This window comes from Rheinheimera sp. B2H12, from assembly GCF_059620065.1.
This window is the reverse complement of the sequence record NZ_CM184363.1, coordinates 5,026,746-5,049,510: the sequence shown is the minus strand read 5'-3', so window position 1 is coordinate 5,049,510 and position 22,765 is coordinate 5,026,746. Positions and strand designations below refer to the sequence as shown.

4 protein-coding genes are annotated in these 22,765 nt (G+C 55.9%); all 4 read right to left on the bottom strand.

The window, feature by feature from the left end; all coding sequences use genetic code 11:
- Positions 1-67: 67 nt before the first annotated feature.
- Positions 68-1,744, bottom strand: coding sequence for a cyclic peptide export ABC transporter (locus AC53GJ_RS21210; RefSeq protein ID WP_496730399.1), 1,677 nt, complete (start codon positions 1,742-1,744; stop codon positions 68-70).
- A gap of 48 nt (positions 1,745-1,792) precedes the next feature.
- Positions 1,793-9,295: an amino acid adenylation domain-containing protein gene (locus tag AC53GJ_RS21205; protein ID WP_496730398.1), complete on the bottom strand. Its 7,503-nt coding sequence runs from the start codon at positions 9,293-9,295 to the stop codon at positions 1,793-1,795.
- Positions 9,292-15,954 (bottom strand): amino acid adenylation domain-containing protein, encoded by a 6,663-nt coding sequence (locus tag AC53GJ_RS21200; protein ID WP_496730397.1) that lies wholly within the window; start codon positions 15,952-15,954, stop codon positions 9,292-9,294. Before AC53GJ_RS21200 ends, AC53GJ_RS21205 begins: the two co-directional genes overlap by 4 nt.
- Before the next feature lie 78 nt (positions 15,955-16,032).
- Positions 16,033-22,686, bottom strand: coding sequence for an amino acid adenylation domain-containing protein (locus tag AC53GJ_RS21195; RefSeq protein ID WP_496730396.1), 6,654 nt, complete (start codon positions 22,684-22,686; stop codon positions 16,033-16,035).
- Positions 22,687-22,765 lie beyond the last annotated feature (79 nt).

The following is a 22,765-nucleotide window of genomic DNA, read 5'->3' as shown; positions in this document are numbered from 1 at the left end:
TATTTGCATTCCATTTCAATCGGTCATGCAGCACAAAGCTCGCTTCATGCTGCTAAAAAACGAACAATCAGGCCGGCTCGATCTGGCGAGCGGCCGCTATATTCATCACAGGCCGTATCTGCTCGATCTGCCTGACGCAGATTTCTGCAGCCTGCCCTTGGTCAAAGCGGATGATCCGATCGGCACAGCCGAAATAAGCATCGTCATGGCTGATTACAAACACGGTTTTGCCTTGCGCTTTGAGCTGTGCCAGTAATTCGGTGTAAAAAAAGTTGCGGAAGTACGGATCCTGATCGGCAGCCCATTCGTCAAACAGGTAAATGGGCGCGTCTTCCATGTAACTTAACAGCAGAGCCAGTCGTTTGCGCTGGCCATGCGATAGCTCAGTGGTGGATAACACGCCATCCTTGACTTGCACTTTGTCAGCCAACTGCAATTGCTGCAGATAGCGGCGGATGTCGTCGTCAGCAGCCCGTTCTCCGCGAGCGTTGAGCACTTGCGGAAACACATAAAAATCAGAAAAAATGGTACTGAAATGGCTCCGGTACCAATCCAGATCTTGACTAGCTGAGCGACCGTCAATGCTGAGGCTGCCACTGGCGGGACTGTATAAACCACATAACAACTTGGCAAAGGTCGACTTGCCGCAACCATTGCCGCCGATCAGATAAATCACTTCGCCGCGCTGAATAGTCAAATCAACAGGGCCGACACTGAAGCTGTAATCATCCCCATGCGGATAGGTATAACAGACCTGACTGATCTGCAACTGCTGCCAATCCGCCGTCGGATATACAGGTTGCGCCAAACTGATCTGATGTTGTGCCAAGGCTAGTTTTTCAATTTTCTCAGCCGCAACAACCCCTTCCGCTATCACGGAATAACTGTTCAGCAACACACTCAGCGGACCGACCAGATAAATCAGCGTCAGCACAAAGCTGACTAAGATCTCCGTCGAGAGCTGTGGCAAAAAACGCTGTGCGGCAAACACCACAGAACCCAGCGCCAGAAACAGCATCAAACTGGCCCAGTTGTTCAGTAAAATAAACACCAGATGGGCGGACACTGTCCGTTGTCGGATCTCGTCAATATTGGGCTGCACCACCGCCTGATAAAAAAAACGTTTGCGATTGAAATTGATGCTGAGTTCTTTGCCACCATCAATCAAGGCCCGGAAATTGCGAAACAGTTCGTCGTCGAGCTCACGGACTTGCTGAAACCGTCGGATCCCCACCGCCATCATGAGTTGGATCACCACGACGGCAACAGACAGTACCAGCAACACCCACAGAAATAGCTGCCAAGACTGATACCCGAGATAGGCCAGACAAAAAACCACAGTCGCAAAGTTGTACGCTATATGCGGCAACGATGTGAGCGTCGCCGTGAGCGCTTCAATGTCTTTGGTCAGAGTGGCAAGTACCCGGTGCCCCCCGATGTGTTCAATTTGCTGATAAGTCGTCGCCAGAATGCGCTGGATCATCTGCTCGCGAATGCTGACGAGCACTCGAACCGATAACCGGGTCAACATATACTGCGACAAGACGCCGGTGCACAAGAAACCAGCGAGCAGCGCCAAAAACACCGTCACGCCGCCGGCCCAGTCCGTGCTGCCGCCCCCCAGCCGGCCAATTTCAGTATTGACCTGTGAAATAACCGCGATGCCAGCCAGCGCACTCAGCACGCTGAGTAGTGTCGCCAGCAGCAGCGTTTTTTTGTGTAACAACAATAACTTTCTGAACATATCTATCCCTTTCTGATAAACCTTGACGCTATCGCCACAGCAACGGTGTTAGTCGGCTGCTGCTGTCAGCGAACATTGCCGTAGTGCATCGTGCTGTTGCTGAGTGCTGGCTGTCGGCGGCGCACCAAACACCACCGCCTGCAGCCGGGCTGCCAGCGTGCTTACATGTGGATGTCTGATCATGCTGACATGCCCCCCTTCGGTGTTAATCTGCACGGGTGGCAGCCTCAGATGTGGCAGCAACGCCTGCCGAACGTCCTGCCAGTATTGCGCCGGCCGCTCCGGGGTCAGTACCAGATAAACTTGTCCCTGCAGTTGCTGCTGCGGCCGGTACATACGGGACCAGTCCACCTGACGGAAGTAACTCTGAAACAGCCGCTGGGTCAGACTCAAATCCAGCCAGCGTAACAAGGCTGCGTCATCCGAGCTGGGTTGCAGCTCGCGGGCATAATCCAGCATCAGTTGTTGTTTTTCTGCCGAACTCAGTTGAAACTGCGGTTGCTCATCGGTAGCGACCAGGCATTCACACAGCAACAACCGGACTTGGCGGCCTAATGACTCCAATCGCGTTGCCAACGCAAAAGCAACAGCGCCACCCGACGAATGCCCGAGCAAATACACCGGTTGTTGCTGTCCTTGCAGTCGGCTGATGACTGCCTCTGCATAAAGCTCAATCAATTGATCCCAGTGCTCGATCTGCGGTTCCAGTGGATGTCCGCCCACCGGTTCCAAACAGAGGAAACGGATATGCGGCATGGCGGCAGCCAAATCGACATAACCACCGCTGGTCATGCCGGCCCCCGGTGCGATGAATACTTCAGCAAAACAAGCCTCGGCCGGTACTTGGCGTAAAACCGTCAGCACTTGCCACTGCTGATCGTTATGGCTGTCAATCACCCGGGCCATTGCGCTGAGTACCGGATATTCCACCACTTTGCTGATTGAAATCCCCCGGGTCCGGAAGATTTGATCGATATGCTGCACCAGCTTCATCAGCAACAACGAATGACCGCCCAGCTCAAAGAAGCTGGCCGTGGCACTGATGTGTGCAAGCGGGATACCCAGTACCTCTGACCAAATCCCCGCTAACAGTTGCTCTGTTTCACCGGCGGGCGCCTGATAACCTCCGCTCGCCTGCACCGTCACTGCCGGTAACGCCTTGCGGTCCACCTTGCCATTGGCATTCAGCGGCCATTCCTGCACCTCTATCAGCACCGCAGGCACCATGTGCTCCGGTAACTTCTGCTGCAGCTGCGCTTTAAGCGCCAACTGCCCGGCATGGCCTGCACTGTTTGCCTTGTAATACCCCACCAGTTGCTGACGCTCACCCGTCCCATGCGCCACCACCAAGGCTGAATCTATGCCTGCCAATTGACCCAGTGCCGCTTCTATCTCGCCCAGCTCTATCCTGAAGCCTCGCAGCTTGACCTGGAAATCCAGCCGGCCCAGATACTCGATGTTGCCGTCAGTGCGGTAACGCGCCAAATCCCCGGTCCGATACAAGCGTTCACTGCTCTTAAAGGAACCGGGCACATAATAGGGGTTCGCGACAAAACGCTCCGCCGTCAGCTCTGGCCGGTTCAGGTAACCACGCGCCAGACCGATGCCACCGATATAGAGTTCACCTGCCGCCCCCACGGGCAGCAACTGCTGATGTTCATCCAAAATGTACAGACTGATGTTCTGGATTGGCTTGCCTATCGGCACACTGGTGGCACAGTCGTTTCGGCAGTCCCAATAACTGACATCAATCGCCGCTTCGGTCGGTCCATACAAATTGTGCAACTCTGCCCAGGGCATCTGCGCTTTAAATGCAGCCACATGGCCGACTTGCAGCGCCTCGCCGCTACAGAACACTTGCCGCACCGACTTGCAGTCACGCAAGCCGCCATGCTCGAGCATTAACCCCAGCATTGAAGGGACAAAGTGCAACTGGCTGACGCCCTGCGCCTGTATCACTTCAGCCAGGTAGGCGGGCTCTTTATGACCTTCAGGCCGCGCCAGCACCAGGCGTGAACCTGTCACCAGCGGCCAGACAAACTCCCATACCGATACATCAAAGCTGTACGGGGTTTTTTGCAGCACCACATCCCCGGCGGCACGGCCATAAGCGTTGTGCATCCACTCCACCCGGTTCGCCAGTGCGCGGTGATTGTTCAGCACGCCTTTGGGCTGACCTGTGGAGCCTGAGGTGTAAATCACATAGGCCAACTGGCCGGCATGGGCGGCGTCATCCACCACATTATGGACCGGCCAATCGGCAAAGCCCCAAGCTTGTTGTGAGACCACGACGGCATCTGATAATCCGAGCTGCGCCATCACGGATAGCTGACTCAGCACCACCTGCACCGACGCGTCTTGCCGCAGATAAGCCAGACGCTGCGCCGGATAGGCCGGGTCCAGTGGCACATAAGCGCCACCGGCTTTGAGAATGGCCCACAGCCCTATCACCATCTCCAGGGAGCGCTCCATGCAAAGCCCGACCAGCACATCGACGCCGACGCCGTGCACTGTTTTCAGATAATGCGCCAGCTGGTTTGCGCGGGCATTGAGCTGGGCGTAACTGAGCGACTGCCCTTCACATTCCACCGCGACTGCCGTGGGGGTCAGTGCGACCTGGGCTTCAAACCAGTGATGAATACAGCGCTCACTGTCAAAGGCGCGTGCGGTGTCGTTCCAGCTCAGCAGTTGCTGCGTCCGCTCTGCATCCGACAGCACTGACAATGCCGCAACAACACGCGGCTCATCACTTTGCAGCGCAGTTAACAACGCAGCCAGTGCTGCACAAACATGGCTCGCCAGTGGTACAGCTGCGATCTGCGGAGCCACCTGCAAATTCAGCCGGAAATCACTCGCCAAATCATCCACCGATAATACCAACGGATAATTGGTCCTTTCCTTGACGCCAAGCAGCGTAACCTCTGCGTCGGCAGTCGCTGTTGCTACATGGGAGTGTCGGTAGTTCAGCACTGCACTAAATAACGGCGAACTCACATCAACGCCGCTACAGCGACTCGCCTGCGACAGCGAGACCTGCTCATAAGATAACAGCGCCTGCAGTTGCCGCTGCAGTTGCAGTAGCAAGGTACGGCTGTCTGCGTTATTGAGCTGTATCCGCACTGGTAAAGTATTGATCAACATGCCAAGCATCCGGCTAGTGCCAGGGCCGCCATGCACGCGACCGGACAATACGGTGCCGAATACCACATCTTTTTGACCGGCACAGGCTCCCAACACCATCGCAAAGGCGAGATGGAACATGACCGCTGGACTCAGTTGCAGTTGTTTCATCTGTTGGCGGATGCCGGCAGACAATGCTGCAGGCAAAGTCATGACCAGTTCTTGGGTCTGGCTTCCATCCGAGGTGATATTTGCCAGACCAAATGGTAAAGAGGGCGCCGTAAAGTCCCCCAACAAACCGCGGAAATACCCTGTCACATCCAGTTGCTGCTGTTGTAGGGTCCGGGCAATAAAATGGCGGTAAGGTATCACCGACGGCAAGTCAGCAGCACCGCCCTGCTCGAGCACAGACAGCTCTTCCATCATGATGTCCAGCGACACATGGTCTATCAACAGGTGATGAACTTTCAGCAGCGCATAACAAGCCCCGTCCTGGCCTGTGCTGAGTGCCTCTAATTGCAGCAAAGGGGCTGCTTCCAGTTCAATTCGGTGTGCCCCTTGTGCGACATACTGCAAAAAGCTTTGCCGGACATCGTCAGTCGCTGGCATGGGCAACCAGCGCACTTGCAGTGGCACTTCGCGCAGGACCAGTTGAATAGCTTCGGCACGACCCCGCCACAAAATACAAGTACGCAGTACATCATGGCGCTGCAACAGGAAACTGAGCTGACGATGCAGTTGTTCCAGTAAAGCCAGACTCTGGCATTCAAAAGCCATAGTCGTGACATAAGGGTCACGCCCTTCGGTGATGGCATGCATCGCCAGCACACCTTGCTGCAATGGCGCCAGCGGATAGATATCCTCAATATTGGCTGCCCCGCCCGGAACCTGCCGGCAGATTTGATCGATCTCAGCCTGACTGAGCCGGATCAGCGTCAGCATCTCAGGTGTGATCTGTGTCGCGCCCGCCGGGATCAGATTGGCAGGCGTCTCTGGCTGAGCTGGCTGCGCCAGTTGCATCAAATCTGCCATCTGTTGCAAGGTCGCCGCGTTAAATAATTGCTGCGCTGGTACCTGATAGCCGCCTCGGTTCAGCCGTTCGATCAGTTGGATCAGCAATAAAGAGTGACCACCCAAGGCAAAAAAGTTAGCACTGATACTGAGCGTATCGCCAGGCACCCCCAGCAACTCCGCGCAGCTACTGACCAACAACTGTTCAGCTGCCGTCTGCGGTGCTACATAATGCCCGGCAAATTGCAATGACTGAGGTAGTGGCAAAGCCGCGCGGTCAATTTTACCGTTGTTGGTGAGCGGCCAACGATCAACCACCGCCAGCGCCGCCGGCACCATGTATTCGGGCAGTAAGGCCGCGCACTGAGCTTTAAATTGCATGAACCAAGTTTGCGGATCCTGTTGATAAAGGGCTTCTGCCTCAGGGATCAGTTCCAGATAAGCGGTCAGCTGTCGCTGCCCTTGTGCAGTGCGTGGTGCCAACACCAGCGCCCGCTGCACCGACGCCAATAAACTGAGCTTTTGTTCAATTTCTGCCAGTTCAACCCGAAAGCCGCGGATCTTCAACTGGTGATCGGTCCGGCCACAATATTCCAGTTGTGCCTGGGCATTGAACCGCGCTAAATCACCTGTTTTATATAAACGCTGATAGTAGGTCGGTAACGCTGGATGATACCAAGGATTGTCGATAAATCGATCGGCTACGGACTCGGCCAGATTCAGATACCCAGTTGCCAAACCTGGTCCACTGACACAAAGTTCGCCGATACCACCTGCCGGTACCGGCTGTAGATCTTCATCCAGCAACAACACCCAGTCACCTGTCAGCGGCTGACCGATCGGGATAGCCCGATCTGCCGCAATGCCGGCAGGAACAGGCCAACAACAGGTAAAAGTGGTGTTTTCGGTCGGGCCGTAACCATTCACCAACTGCGCTGTTGGCAGCTTTTGCTGCACTCGCGCGACCGCCTGCGGATCCAGCACGTCGCCACCAGCCAAGATGTAACGCAGGGGCAAACTGGCATCGCAAGTGTGACTCCATTCACTAAACAGTCCGGCAGTCAGCCAGATTGCATTGATCTGGTACGCCCGGATCACCTGATTCAGCTGCTGCAGAGTCAGCACTGACTCTGGATACAGCACACATTGACCGCCATTGAGTAAAGGCCCCCAAATTTCGAGGGTCGCGGCATCAAAGGCAGTATTGGCGCTTTGTAAAAATACGGTTTGATGATCAAGCGCCATAAAAGCCGGTTGCGTCACCAACCGCAACACGCCCCGATGTGGCACCATCACACCTTTCGGCTGACCGGTGGAACCCGACGTATACATGATATAGGCGAGCTGGTTGCCATCCATGTGCAGCGGCAACTGCGGAGCACTGTGGCCGTCTGTTACCTGCCAGGGAGACTGGCCTGCCACTGTCAGGTCGGACTGCAGCAACCACAAAGGCCAGCCCTTTAAGGCCGGCAGTTCAGCCAGTGCAGGCGCAGTCAGCACAGCACAGGCACTGATATCAGCCAGCATAAATTGCAACCGACTGGCCGGTTCGTCCGGATTCAACGGCACATAAACAGCGCCAGCTTTAAGGACAGCCAACATCGCCACTATCAATTCGACCGAGCGCGGCAAGCACAAGGCGATTTTGCTATCCACTGTCAAACTCAACTGCTGACGCAATCTGTGCGCCAGCAGGTTCGCCGCTTCATCCAACTGTCGATAGGTCAGTGTCTGCTGTCGACAGCGTAGCGCCGTCTGTTCAGGCCAGCGCGTCGCCATCCTGGCAAATTGGTCGGCAATCGACGAGCTGCTTTGCTGATAAGAAGCGGCAGGCCCCTGCAACGAAGGCAACAAAGCCAGTTCCGCCGGATTCAGTGTCGTGAGTTGCCACAGCGCCGTCTGTGCTGGCGCAGCGCAGTCAGCAAATCGAGCGAGCACAGCGGCAAGTTGCTGCTGGCAACGCTCAATCAGGCTGGCGCTGAACAAGGCTCGGTCATACAGCCAACTGATGCATAGCTCCTGCGCCGACACATTGAGGTTCACTTCCAAATCAAACTTGGCGGCTGGGCAGGCTGGTAACACTGCCTCGAAGCTTAACCCGCCAGGCCCTGCTGCAGAAGCCGTCGGTAAACCATAGTCGGAATTAGTCGTCACCATCATCTGGAACAGGGGATTGTAACTGGTACTGCGTGGCAATTTCAGCAAGTCAACCAACTGATCAAAAGGCAGCTCCTGCCGCGCCTGTGCCGCCAGGTGCACTGCGCGGACATGGGCCAGGTAGGCCGCCAATGTCGGCTGTCTGGTATTGAGCCTGAGTACGAGTGTATTAGCAAAGTAACCGACCAGCGGCGTCAGTTCTGGCTGCTGCCGATTCGCCACCGGAGTGCCGGTGACAATGTCCCGGCTACCGCTGAATTGTGCTAACACTAAGGCCAGAGCCCCGTGCAGCAACATAAAAGGGGTCAACTGCTGTGAGCGCGCCAACTGGTGCAGCCGTTCCACCAACACGGACGATACGTTTTGCTGGCTAAGGACACCGGCATATTGTTTCTCGGCTGGCCGTTCTGCTGTTGGCAACTGATGTAACACTGGTACTTCAGCCAACTGCTGTTGCCAGTAAGCCAGTTCTTCATCAAGTCTGGCCCCCGACAACCATTGCCGTTGCCAGTGGGCATAATCCTGATATTGCAGCTCCAGCGGCGGTAGCTGAAAAGTTGGGTCTGCACTCAGCCCGGCATACAACGTCAGAAATTCTTCCGTCAGCAGCGCCATAGACCAACCGTCGGAAGCAATATGATGCATATTGAACAATAGCCAGCCAGCAGAGCTGCTGTTATCCCTATGCTGCTGAATATAATGAGCCCTGAGCATCAGATCACTGGTTAAATCAAAAGGTTTGTGCTGTTCGACAGCGATCAGTTGCTCTAACGCCACAGATTGCTGTTCTGCTGGCAACATGGACAGATCAGATAGCTGGATCTGAAAAGGTTGTGCTGGTCGCACATACTGTTCAGGCCCTGTGCTCCCGCGCCGGTAGGAGGTGCGCAAAATATCATGTCGAGCGATGATCTGGCTCAATGCAGCGGCGGCGAGCGACAAGTCAAAAGTGCCGTGCACCTGATAAAGCATCGGCATATTGTACTCGGCGGAACTGCCCTGCAATTGATCGATGAGCCATAATCGTTGCTGTGCAAACGACAGCGGAATTGCGTCAGCTGCGGCTTTACCAATCCGGGGCAACTCAGCTCCTGCTTTGAACAGATCGGTCAGATGCGACCGGAGCGCCTCACGCTGTTCGGTCATCGCCTGTCGCAGTCCAGCATCAAGATTTTTTGGAACCTTTGTTCTGATTTTGCCATCTTCCTGCCAAAAAACGACTTCGGCCTGTTGCAACTGATGCACTAACTCGCTGATATTCATAACTCAAAATCCTCAAATTCTTGCGTGTTTTCCATCTGCTGTCCTACCATTGTCTTGAGTTGCTGTACCGATCCAATCAGCCTGGCCAAGGCACGGATATCTTCGCACTCATACAGCGCGGCCAGTTCCAGTTGCAGTTCAAATCCCTGATTGATGGTTCGCACCAACTTCATCAGCAACAGGGAATGGCCGCCCAGCTCAAAGAAATTCGCCGAGGTACTCAAGGTCTCTGCCGCTACCCCCAGTACTGCTGACCACATCGCCACCAGTCGATGCTCGGTCTGGGTGGCAGGTGCGATATAGGTCTCACTGCTGACAGTCACCGCCGGTAAGGCCCGTCGGTCCACCTTGCCATTGGCCGTTAATGGCCATGCCTCCACCAATACCAGCACCGATGGCACCTGATAGGCCGGTAACACCGCGCTCAGCGCCTCCCGTAACCGACGCATCTCGTCGCCCTGCGCCGCGTCAGCGAGCTCGACATAACCGACCAGCCGCTGCCGCTCATGCTCAGCGACCACTAGGGCTTTGCGCACCCCTGGCAATTGCTCCAGTGCATGACTCACTTCAGCAGGCTCCACCCGGTAGCCGCGGATTTTCACCTGCTCATCCAGCCGACCGACATATTCCAGCTCGCCAGCGCCGTTATAGCGCACCAAATCGCCTGTTCGGTACCAACGACGCGCCGTATCCTCGCCCCACAGGTGCTGGACAAAACGCTCCATCGTCCACTGCGGCTGATTTAAGTAACCGGTTGCCACGCCCTGTCCACTGACATACAACTCGCCGCTCATGCCCCAGGGGACGGCGGCGCCCCAGGCTGACAACACCCGGACCCGCTCACCGCGCAGCGGCGTGCCTATTGGTACGCCAGCACGATAAGTGCGGCCGGGTTGGAGCACGTGGCAGCAGCTAAAGGTGGTGTTCTCGGTCGGGCCATAGCCGTTGATGATAACGGCCTGAGGTAACCGGCGCTGCACCCGCTCGACGGCCTGCACATCGAGCACATCGCCACCTGCCAGAATGTAGGACAGGGCTAAATCCTCGGCGCACTCACTGCTCCACTGGGTAAAGAGGCCCGAGGTCAACCACAGCGCGGTGATGCCATAGTGCCTGACCACGTCATTGAGATTCTGCACCGACAACTGCTCGTGCGGATAAAACACGCAGCAGCCGCCATTGAGCAGCGGTCCCCAGAGCTCCAGCGTGGAGGCATCAAAGGCGAGGGGAGCACATTGCAAAAACACCGTGTGCTGGTGCAGCGGCATAAAGTCCTGCCCCTGCACCAGCCGGACCACGGACTCGTGCCGGACCTGCACGCCCTTAGGCTGGCCGGTCGAACCGGAGGTATACATCACATAGGCTTCATCGGCAGCAGTACTGACCGTATCAGTGTGCCCTGTATGCGGTTGCTGCCAGGTGAGTGTTTCATCGAGCACCAGTTGCGCACATCCGAGGGCGGCGAAGCGGGAGACGAGGGCGCTTTCGGTCAGCACCACCTTCAGTGCGGTATCCTGCAGCATAAAGGCCAGTCGATGGTCTGGATAGTTTGCATCGAGCGGTACATAGCTGCCACCGGCTTTTAAGATGCCAAGCAGCGCGATGGCGACCCATGGGCTGCGTCCGAGACAGACGCCGACGCGCTGGCCTGGTTGCACGGCATAGGTGGTTTGCAGGTAATGGGCCAGTTGGTCGGCTTGTGCATTCAGGGCGGCATAACTCCAGCGCTGTTGTTGCCAGACCACAGCGATGGCTTCGGGCTGCCTGGCGACCTGTGCAGCAAACAGCTGATGAATACTCTGAGTGGCGGGCACAGCCAGCGCAGGCGACTGCCATGTGACGTCCTGTTGCTCAAGCTCCGACAGCGGCAACACAGGCAAGCGCAGCGCTAAAGCTGAGCCTCCCGCTTCCAGTGCGGCGACCAGTCCTTCGAGCGCCACCAGCACATAATCGGCCACCCGGGCTGCGGACACCGACGCCACCACCTGCAAGTCCAGACTAAAAGCCCTGTGGGCCCCCTGGTCATTGACCGAGACATCAAACGGATAGTTGGTTCGCTCCCGACTGCCCAGCAATTGCAACGCCCCTTCAGCCACTTGTCCCACAGCGCCAGGCGTGTGCTGTTGGCCGCTGTTATGGCGGTAATTGAGCAATGAGCTAAACAGCGGGCTACTGCCCGTGACGGCGCTGTAGCTTTGGGCCTGAGCGAGCGAGACCTGCTCATAAGGCAGCAAGGCTTTGAGCTGACTATCGAGCTGTTGCACCAACGACAAGGCACTGTGCTGGGCCAGTTTCACCCGCAGCGGCAGCGTGTTTATCAGCATGCCCATCATCCGCTCTATGCCTGCGATGCCGCCCAGCCGACCCGATAATACGGTGCCAAACACCACATCATCGCGGCCACTGCAGGCGGCGACCACCAGCGACCAGCAGGCATGAAACAGCACCGCCGGACTCAGTTGCTGTGATTTTGCCACTGCCCGGAGCCGGGTCGATAAATCCAGCGGGACCTCGCAGCTGTATTCCCGCACCGCCTGACCATCGCCGAGCACCTGGTCCAGGCCAAACGGCAGGGTGGCACTATCCACATCGCCCAATTCGCGGGTAAAAAAACCGGCCACATCCAGCTGTGACAACTGATGTTGCATCTGCGCGATAAATTCACGGTAAGGTCGGACTGGCGGTAACTCTGCATCCGGTTGCGCCGTCAGCAGTGCCAGCTCTTCCATCAGGATTTCGAGTGAGACGTGGTCCGTCACCAAGTGGTGGAACTTCAGCAGCAGATAACAGCGTCCATCCGTATCCGCTTCAGTTACTTCCAATTGCAACAATGGCGCCTGCTCCAGCGACATGCCGTGCGCAGCGGTGTCGACATAGGCCATAAACTGCGCCTGCACATCAGGGCCGGCAAATGACAAACGCCGGACTGGGATTTGTGCCTGGCGCACCACCACCTGAAGGGGGTCGTGCCGGTCTTGCCAGAATATTGCGGTCCTGAGCACATCATGGCGTGCAGTCAGCTGTTGCAGCTGTTTGAGCAATAGCGGCAGCGCAGCTTCGTCTGGCAGGCTCAGAGTCATCGTACTTACATAAGGGTCGTGCTGCGGATGCAGGCTGTGCACAAAGAGCACGCCTTCCTGCAGCGGCGCTAATGGATAAATATCCTGAATATTGGCCGCTCCGCCTGGGACTTTGGCGCAAAGAGCATCCAGCTCTGGCTGGGTTAACTTCACCAGCGGCAACATCGCTGGCGTTATCGACAGACAGCCTGGCGGGATAAGATTCTCCGGTACGACATAGCGCTCTGCTGATGGAGGTAGCGTCGTGAGCAAAAGGGCCATCGTCTGTAAAACAGGCGCTTTATATAAGGCTTGTGCTGCGACGGGATAGCCCTGCAGCGCCAGCTGGCCTGCCAGTTTCATCAGCAACAACGAATGACCGCCCAGCTCAAAGAAGCTGGCCGTGGCACTGATTTGTGCAAGCGGGATACCGAGCACCTCTGACCAAATCCCCGCTAACAGTTGCTCTGTTTCACCGGCGGGCGCCTGATAACCTCCGCTCGCCTGCACCGTCACTGCCGGTAATGCCTTGCGGTCCACCTTGCCATTGGCATTCAGCGGCCATTCCTGCACCTCTATCAGCACCGCAGGCACCATGTGCTCCGGTAACGTCTGACGCAACCATGCTTGTAATTCCGCCCCCCAGGACGTCTCATCCGTGAGTGGCCCTTGCACATAAGCGACCAACTGCTGCTCACCCACAGCATTTTTATAGGCCATCACCAGCGAACTCTGCACGCCGATGTGGTCGTTCAGCCGATGCTCTATCTCCCCCAGTTCTATTCTGAAACCACGTACTTTCACTTGGTCATCTATCCGGCCGATAAACTCCAGCGCACCGTCCGCCCGGTAACGCACCAGGTCTCCCGTCCGATACAAGCGTTCACTGCTATTTGGCGAACCGGCCACATAATAGGGGTTTGCGACAAAACGCTCCGCCGTCAGCTCTGGCCGGTTCAGATAACCACGCGCCAGACCTGCCCCTCCCAGATACAGTTCCCCCACAGCCCCGACCGGCAGTAATTCACCGCCACTGCCCAGCACATAACTTTGGCTGTTCGCTATCACCCGTCCAATGCTCGGCACCGTTGTCAGACGCTCGGTAAAGCGGGCATAGGTCGAGTAGGTGGTATCTTCTGACGGCCCGTACAAGTTACATACCGCGACGCCTTCCAATTGCGCCAGCAGTTGGTTCACCTGCTGGGCGGTCAGTGCTTCACCAGCGAGGTTAATCACCCGCACGCTGGCCGGCACTGCAGCTGCATCCAGCAAGGCTTTCATCGCCGACGGCACTGTATTGATAAGACTCACGTCCAGCGCTTGCTCCGATAGGCTCAGTGCGTTGCGCACCACCACACAGCGAAAACCAAAACACAGCGGCAGCATCAGCTCATAGACCGACAAATCAAAATTCAGCGACGTCGAGGCCAGTACGCTGCGTAACTCGGCATCACTATAAGCCTCCCGCGCCCATTGCAGCATGGCCATGGTATTGCGGTGCTCTATCAGCACGCCTTTGGGCTGACCTGTGGAGCCTGAGGTGTAAATCACATAGGCCAACTGGCCGGCATGGGCGGCGTCATCCACCACATTATGGACCGGCCAATCGGCAAAGCCCCAGGCTTGTTGTGAGACCACGACGGCATCTGATAATCCGAGCTGCGCCATCACGGATAGCTGACTCAGCACCACCTGCACCGACGCGTCTTGCCGCAGATAAGCCAGACGCTGCGCCGGATAGGCCGGGTCCAGTGGCACATAAGCGCCACCGGCTTTGAGAATGGCCCACAGCCCTATCACCATCTCCAGGGAGCGCTCCATGCAAAGCCCGACCAGCACATCGACGCCGACGCCGTGCACGGTTTTCAGATAATGCGCCAGCTGGTTTGCGCGGGCATTGAGCTGTGCGTAACTGAGCGACTGCCCTTCACATTCCACCGCGACTGCCGTGGGGGTCAGCGCGACCTGGGCTTCAAACCAGTGATGAATACAGCGCTCACTGTCAAAGGCGCGTGCGGTGTCGTTCCAGCTCAGCAGTTGCTGCAGTTCATCCATCGCTAACATCGGTAAACGCAACGGATTTTGCTGCACATCAAAATCGTCTGCACAGAAGGCCTGCAACACATTCGTCAAATGTGTTGCCATCATGCTGATCCGCTCGGCGGCAAACACTGAAGGATCATAGGCCCAGTCAATCAGCACGCCTTGCGGCGACAAGGTCACATTGAGCTCCAGCTCGAACTTAGTCAGCATGGTCGATGGTGCTAACGGACGGATCTGCAAATCGGCCAGCACTTGCTGACCTTCTGCCGGCGATATCTCCTGGTCTGTCTGCATAGCGCCATACTCAGAACTGGTGGTCAGCATGATCTGAAACAGCGGGCTATACGAGCTGTTGCGCGGCACTTTTAACGCTTCAACCAACTTCTCAAACGGCAGTTCCTGATGTTCATGAGCAGCCAGATGCGTCTGACGCACATGCGCCAGATACGCTGCCACTGTGGCCTGGCCAGTATTGAGTCGCAGCACCAGCGTATTGGTAAAAAAGCCCAGCAAGGATTCAACTGCCTGTTGACGCCGGTTAGCCACCGGCGTGCCGACTACAATATCATGGCTGTTGCTGTGCGCTGACAGCACCAATGCCAGAGCGGCATGACACAGCATAAAAGGTGTCATACCGCTCTGATGAGCCAAGGTTTGCAAGCGCTGGCTGATCCGGCCATTGAGTTCAGTGCTGACGAAGGCGCCTTCGCCAGTCCTGCTTGCGGTTCTGTCGCCCAGCAAAGGCAGGCTGTGCACCAGCGGCAGATCTGCCAGTTGCTGCTGCCAAAAGTCCAGCAGTTGCTGGAGTACATCGCCTTGTAACCGCTGACGTTGCCAGCTGGCATAATCCGCATATTGCAGCGGCAATGGCGTTAACTGTGATTGAATGCCTAATTTAAGTGACTGATATACGCTGATAAACTCCTGCAACAGCAACTGCATTGACCAGCCATCAGACGCTACATGGTGCAACACTAAAATCAGCAGTTGTGCAGAATCATCAACCTCCAGGTAACTGACTCGCAACAGAAAGTCTCGCTCAAGTTCAAACGGTCTTCGCAGTTCCTGCTCCAGTTGCCGGTCCCGCTGTTCCACTGTGCAAACCTGACGATTGAGTTGAAAATCCTCAGCAGCCAGCAAACGCATCCTGCTGCCATCCCCGCCGTCTGCGAACACAGTCCGAAGTACTTCGTGACGCTGCACAATGGTGCGAAATGCCTGTTCCAGCAAACACAGATCGGGTTCGCCGTCGAGGGTAAACACCTGCGGCATATGATATTCCACAGACCCCCCCTGTAATTTATCCAGCGCATACAAACGCTGCTGGGCAAAAGAACTTGGCCAGACGTTCGGCTCTGTCCGGGGAAGTAGCTGGATCTGTGATGCCTGCTGTGGATGCAATGCAGCCAGAAATCTGATGATGTCTGTTTTGTTTTGTCTGATCTGCGCTGCAATCTCGGGGGTCACCGCTCCTTCGACGGCTTTGGATTTCAGGGTATCACCGTCTAGGTACAACCTAACACCGGCGCGTTCCAGCTCTATCAACAGATTTCTCATAATATTCATCGCTACCATTAAATTAGACAGTGGCCACTGCGGAGTAAGTCGTGCTCACCCCGCTGGCCGCGGAAAGGATTACCAGGCCATGTCGACCAGTGATTCGTGCTGTGGCTCAGCACGGTTTCGCAACAACAGGTACTCAATGTGGCTTGCCTGTTCGGCCAGCGTGGTCACTGTAAACAGCTCACGCAGTGGAAACTCAACCGCAAACTGATGCCGTATCGCGGTTTCCAGCCGAGTGATCAAAATGGAACTTCCTCCTGATAGAAAGAAATCCGCTGTCACACTGATCTGAGCCGCCGGTACTTGCAGCAGACTGGCCCATAACTGTACCAGCGCCAGCTCGGTGTCAGTCGTCGCCGCCACATAATGCGGTTGCCCCGCCGTAAAGTCAGGTTCAGGGAGCGCTTTCTTATCAATTTTGCCATTTGGTGTCAGTGGCCATTGCAGCACTTCGGTGAAAAATGGCGGCACCATATGCCGAGGTAACTGGGTCAGCAACTGCTGCTGTAACTGCGCCACCAGCACAGCAAAATCATCCTGCTCACGACGGACCCTAGCGACCAGGTGGATATAAGCGGCTAGCGTTTGACTGCCGTTGGGTGCTGTTTTCAGCAGTACGACCGCCACGTCCACCAGCTCACTTTGCATCAGTTGCGTTTCAATTTCGCTCAGCTCTATCCGCATGCCCCTGAGTTTGACCTGACTATCGGTCCTACCGGCAAACTCCAGTTGCCCATCCGGCAACCAGCGCACCAAATCTCCGGTGCGATACAGCCGTTGTTGCAACTGCGGTTGCCAGATAAAACGGGCCGCTGTCAGTTCGGGTTGCTGGTGATAAGCTCTGGCCAGGCTATCACCGCCAATATACAACTCCCCAATCACACCAACGGGTAAGAGTTGCTGACTGGCATCCAAGACATACAAGCAAAGGTTGTCCAGGGCTTTCCCTATGCTGATCCGCTCGCCTGGCCGTAGCCGGGTATAAGTCGCACACACCGAGGTTTCCGTTGGGCCGTAGGCATTATAAAACGGATAATGACCTCCCCAGCGCTGCACGAGCTCAGCATCGCAGGCTTCACCGGCAACAATCAGGCTTTGCAGCGCTAGGTCTGGCTGAAAGGTCATCAGCGCCAGAAACGCCGGCGGTAAAGTGACATGCGTAATAGCGGCCTGCTCAAGCAACTGATTGATTGCCAGCGGTGACAACCGCTGCGCACTGTCGGCGAGGATCAGCGTCGCCCCATTGAGCAGCGCCATTGCATATTCCCAGGTGCCAGCATCAAAACTCATCGATGCGAAATGCAACACTCGGCTGTCAGCATTGAGCGCAAACATGCGCCGCTGATTCAGCGCCAGATTGATGATGCCGCGATGCTCCAGCAAGACCCCTTTTGGTAAGCCGGTTGAGCCTGAGGTATAAATGGCATAGGCGAGATGAGCGGAGGTCAACCCAGCCGCTGGCAGATCTTCATCCGCATAGCGCTGCAGAATTTCGGCAATACTGTCCAAACAGATCACCTGATAACGCTCAGTATCAAGCTGGCCGACCGTTGTACGATCAGCCAGAATAATCTTCACTGCGGAATCCTGCAGCATGAACTCCAATCGCTCAGTCGGGTAAGTCGGGTCCAGCGGTACATAGGCCGCACCGGCTTTTAAAATCGCCAAAGTGCCGCTGATCATCTGTACAGAGCGCTCGGTGCAAAGACCTATCAGCGTGTCTGGCACAAGCTGACACTGTTGCTGTAGATAACGCGCTAGTTGGTTGGCCTGTTGATTCAGTTGCTGATAACTGAGTACCTGATCGCCACATTGCAAAGCCGGATGTGTCGGCGCCAGCGCCACCTGCTGTTCAAACAACTGATGAATACACAAAGTGCTGTCATAGGGTTGGCGGCTGCCAGCAAGCGCAGAAAACTGCGCCAGCTCAACATCATCAAATATGGGTAATTCAGCCGGCGCAACAGCTGCATCAGGCAAATCGGCCAAGGCCCGCAGTAAATGCAACAACTGCCGACCGAGTTGGTGGATCTGTTCCGCCGAGAAAATGGCACAGTCATAAATCCAGTTCACTGTCAGCCCATCGGCATCGGCGACAAATTCAACGTCCAGATCAAATTTCGCAACTGTGGCCGTGCCGGCAAGCGGCTGTAGCGCCACTCCCGGCAGTGCCGGAGCCGAACGTTCAGTATCCGTTGTTTTATGTTGGTAGGTGATCATGATCTGGCACAATGGCGAGAAAGCCTCATCCCGCGAGATCTGCAGCAATTCAACTAAACTTTCAAACGAAATATCCTGATTCGACTGTGCCGCCACATGCACCTGACGTACATGTGCCAAGTAAGTGCTCAGCAGCGGCTGCGCCGTATTCAGCCGCAGCACCAGCACATTGACGAAAAAGCCTATCAAGCCCTCCAGCTCGGCATACAACCGATTAGCCACTGGCGTACCGATCACGATGTCATGGCTGTTGCTATGCCGGCTCAGCAGCAGTGCCAGCGCCGCATGCATCAGCATAAAAGGTGTCAGTTGATGCTGAGCCGCCAGATCCTGCAATTTTTGTTGGTAGGACTGCGGCAAACGGAAGCATTCACTCGCCCCGATGTAAGCTTTTTGTGCCGGCCTGGGTTGCGCAAGCGCCAAACCATGCATGACAGGCACATCCGCCAACTGCTGCCGCCAATAGTCTTGTTGCCCCTGCAGGACAGCTGTCGGCCACTCCTGACGTTGCCAGATGGCAAAATCGGCATACTGCAAAGCGAGCGCCGGCAGCGGTGACGGCAGGCCTTGCTGCATGGCCTGATACAAAGCAAACAACTCCTGTTGCAGAATCGACAGTGACCAGCCATCCATCGCAATATGATGCAGATTTATGAATAAAATACCCTCGACAAAACGACGTTCTGAACAATCTGCTGGCTGGAGTTCAAGGCCATAAAAGCTCACGCGGATGGGCCATTCCTGCGCTAAATCAAAGGGTCGTGCCGCCTCCGCTGCCAGCAGTTCTTCACACATCTGTTGGCGTTGCGGCAGGGGGAAACCACTGCAGTCATGTTGTATCAGCGGCAGCGGTGCAGCGGCATCAACCCACTGACAAGGTCCACTGTCGTGGTCCGGATAACGGGTCCGCAGGATTTGATGACGTTGTATCAGCGCGCTGAGCACTTGCTGCAAAACTTCAAGATCCAGGGTCCCTTTGGTGTGAAAAGCCAGTGGCATGTTGTACTGCGGTGACCCCCCCTGCAACCGGTCGACCAGCCACAAACGCTGCTGAGCATAAGAAAGCGGCAGCACAATACCTTCTGTGGGTCCGATACTGGCAGGCGCTGGACACCGCTCGTCTTGACAGGCCTTGGGCAGTAGCAAAGCGAGCTGTTCGATAGTGGCCGCGGTAAAGACATCCCGCACCGACAATTCTGCTGCCAGCTGTTGCCGGATCGCCGCCACCAAGCGCACGGCCAGCAAAGAGTGTCCGCCCAGTGCAAAAAAACTGACATCAACCGGAATTTGCTCAGCGGGCCGCTCTAACAACAGCGCCCAAATTTGCTGCAGCTGTTGCTGCAACGCGGTTGTTGGGGCCTTGTACTGCTGTGTCGTCAGTTCCGCCACAGGCGGCAATGCCTGGCGGTCGATCTTGCCATTGCGGGTCAACGGCCATTGCGACAAACGGACAATAGCTGCCGGCACCATGTACGCAGGCAATGTCGCCGCCAGTTGGGTCTGCAATGCGACCGGGTCAAATTGCTCGGTTGCCCCCTGCATTTTGACATAAGCGACCAGTTGCCCACTGCCATCGGCTGTCTTTTGCGCCATCACCAGAGACGACTCCACATCGGGACACTGGTTGAGCTGGCATTCAATTTCTGCCGGTTCAATACGAAACCCACGGATCTTCAACTGGAAATCAGCCCGCCCGATAAATTGCAAAGCACCATCTGGCCGATAGCGCACCAGATCGCCTGTTTTATACATGCGGGTCGCCGCACTGAGTAAACCAGGCACCGGCTGAACCACAAATGCCGCGGCCGTCAGCGCAGTATTGTTCTGGTAGCCAATGGCCAGACCCGGCCCAGCCACATACAGCTCGCCAATATCGCCCGAAGCGACTGGTGCTCGTTGCCCATCCAGTACCAGCAAGGCAGTATTCGCCACAGCACGGCCAATGCTGCAATCCCCGCGGTCATGCGGACTCAATTGATAAGTACTGACCACATGGGTTTCAGTCGGCCCGTAGTGGTTGAAAATCCGACATTGCGGATGGCGTTGCATAAAATTGGCGATTTCCGGCGTGACACGGCATACGTCGCCGGCGACAAAGATTTCGCGCAGTTGCGGTAATTGACCACTCGCTGACTGCAACTGCTCTGCCAACAATTCAAACACCGCCGGTGGCATAAACAAACGTTCAATCTGGCGCACCGCAAGTAAGTCGGCCAGGCGATCCAGTTGATCTTTTTCCTGCTCCGTCATTAACGTCAGGCAGCTGCCGGTACGCCAGCAAGTGGCCAGTTCCTGGATAGACACATCAAAGGTTATTGGCGTGAACTGGAGCGTATTCAAGGCGGCAGTGACCCCATCCGACTGATACTGATGTTCGACCAAATTCAGCAAAGTTTGATGGGTCTGGCAGACTCCTTTGGGTGAGCCGGTGGACCCTGAGGTATAGAGTAAATAGGCTGCAGCTGTCAGGTCAGAGCTGTAACTAGGATTCACAGGCTGTGATGACTCGATGTTGGCCAGCCGCACCTGACGGACACTGGCAAGCGCTTCTGGCAGCGCTGAATCATCCGCTAACACCAACGTCAACCTGGCGTCTGCCACTATATGGCGTAACCGGGCGTCTGTCGCTTTGACATCAAAGGGTAGATACACCGCACCAGCTTTGAGAATGCCAAGGATTGCCGCAACCATGCCAGTTCCGCGTCGGGTAAACAAACCGATCACCTGACCGGGTTGTACCAGACAACAATGCTGCAGATAAGCAGCAATAGCTTCTGCCTGCGCTGCTAACTGCTGAAAACTCAAATGCTGCCCGTCATCAATCAGTGCGATCCCATCGGGTTGCTGCCGAACTTGTTGTTCAAACCAATGATGAATACCCAGTTGGCGTTGCTGTGGAATAGTTGGACCCTGCCATTGTTTTAATTGCGCGAGTTCAGACGGATCCAGCATCGGCACACTGCCAAGCGGCACGCCGGCATCGAGCTGAGCCGTCGTCAACTCAGCAAACCCAGTTAACACATTCAGCAGATGTGTATTGAGCTGCACGACGTCCGCTTCGCTGAAGATAGCCACATCGTAAATCCAGGCGCTGGACACCCCGTGCTCGGTCAGTGTCAAGTGGATATCCAAATCAAATTTAGTGCTGATTGCGGTCTCAGGCAGGCTTTTAATCTGTAGCCCAGCTAACTGCTGCTCCGTTTGCTGCAAAGGACCAAACTCATTGCTGGTGGTCAGCAAAATTTGAAACAACGGGCTATAGGCAGTGGACCTGGGTACTTGTAATAACTCCACTAAGCGTTCAAATGGCAGATCCTGATGTTGCTGTGCAGCTAGATGCACCTGCCGGACATGCGCCAGATAGCTACGCAGATCTGGCTGGTTGGTATCTAGCCGAAACACCAGCGTGTTGACAAAAAATCCGATCAGCCCATCCAATGCCACATCGGGCCTGTTCGCCACTGGGCTACCAAGCAGAATATCATCACTGTTGCTGTGGCGTGACAGCACCAGCGCAAGCGCGGCGTGCAACAGCATAAAAGGAGTCAACTGAACCTGTTTAGCCAGCGTCAACAGCCGATTGGCCGTCTGCGCCGGTAAAGTTGCACTGACCATGGCACCGGCAAATTGTTTCTGGGCAGGTCTGGGGTGGCTTAAACGGAGCTGATGCACGGCAGGGGCCTCAGCGAGCTGTTGCTGCCAGTATGTGGTTTGCGTTGCAACACGGCTGTCCTGCACCAGTTGACGATGCCACCAGGCATAATCAGCGTACTGTAAAGACAAAGCTGGCAGCTCATCTTGCCGGCCGTCACGTAAGGCCGTGTACAACTGCAGAAACTCACGAAACAGCACCGTCATCGACCAGCCGTCCGCTGCGATGTGATGTAAGTTCAGCAGCAATACCCACCGAGGTGCATTGTCCGCAGCATCCGGCAGTTGCAGACAAGCGACTCTGAGCATCAGATCGGTCCGCAGATCAAAAGGCCGCGTCGATTCGCGCTCCAGTGTTGTCGTCAACTGATGTGGTAATAGCGCCGGTGCACAATCCCGTAAATCCCACTGCGACAACTCAAGCGCCCAATCTGTCAGCAGATCCGGCTGCGGTACGCCTGCTGCATCCAGTCGATAGACAGTGTGCAAAACCTGATGACGCCGGACTATCTGGCTAAAGGCGATGCGAGTGACTGCCAGATCGAGCGGCCCAGTGATTTCAAAGGCCAGCGGTATATTATACTCAGCGGAGCCTCCCTGCAGTTGGTCGATAAACCATAACCTTTGTTGTGCATAAGACAGTACCGGTGGCTGCCCCGCCGGTGCACGGCATAATGGCAGTACAGCGGGTTGTTCCAGTTGTGAGATCAGACTGATGATGTCCTGCCGATACTGCCGTAAGCTGGCTTTATCAGCGTCGGTCAAGGCACTCGCTCCTGCCGCAACAAAAAGCCTTCCTTCCCTGATTGTTAACCTGATCCCTCGGTCTGCCAGTGCTAATAAAAACTGCTTCATCGTCTTATGCAACCATAATAAAAGTAATGATAACCGTGACTGGACACACCGGTGTAGTGGCCAGTTGGCAACAACATGT

Coding starts and splice junctions, on each gene's coding strand:
- AC53GJ_RS21210 (WP_496730399.1), bottom strand. CDS start 1,744: ATGTTCAGAAAGTTATTGTTGTTACACAAAAAAACGCTGCTGCTGGCG.
- AC53GJ_RS21205 (WP_496730398.1), bottom strand. CDS start 9,295: ATGAATATCAGCGAGTTAGTGCATCAGTTGCAACAGGCCGAAGTCGTT.
- AC53GJ_RS21200 (WP_496730397.1), bottom strand. CDS start 15,954: ATGAGAAATCTGTTGATAGAGCTGGAACGCGCCGGTGTTAGGTTGTAC.
- AC53GJ_RS21195 (WP_496730396.1), bottom strand. CDS start 22,686: ATGAAGCAGTTTTTATTAGCACTGGCAGACCGAGGGATCAGGTTAACA.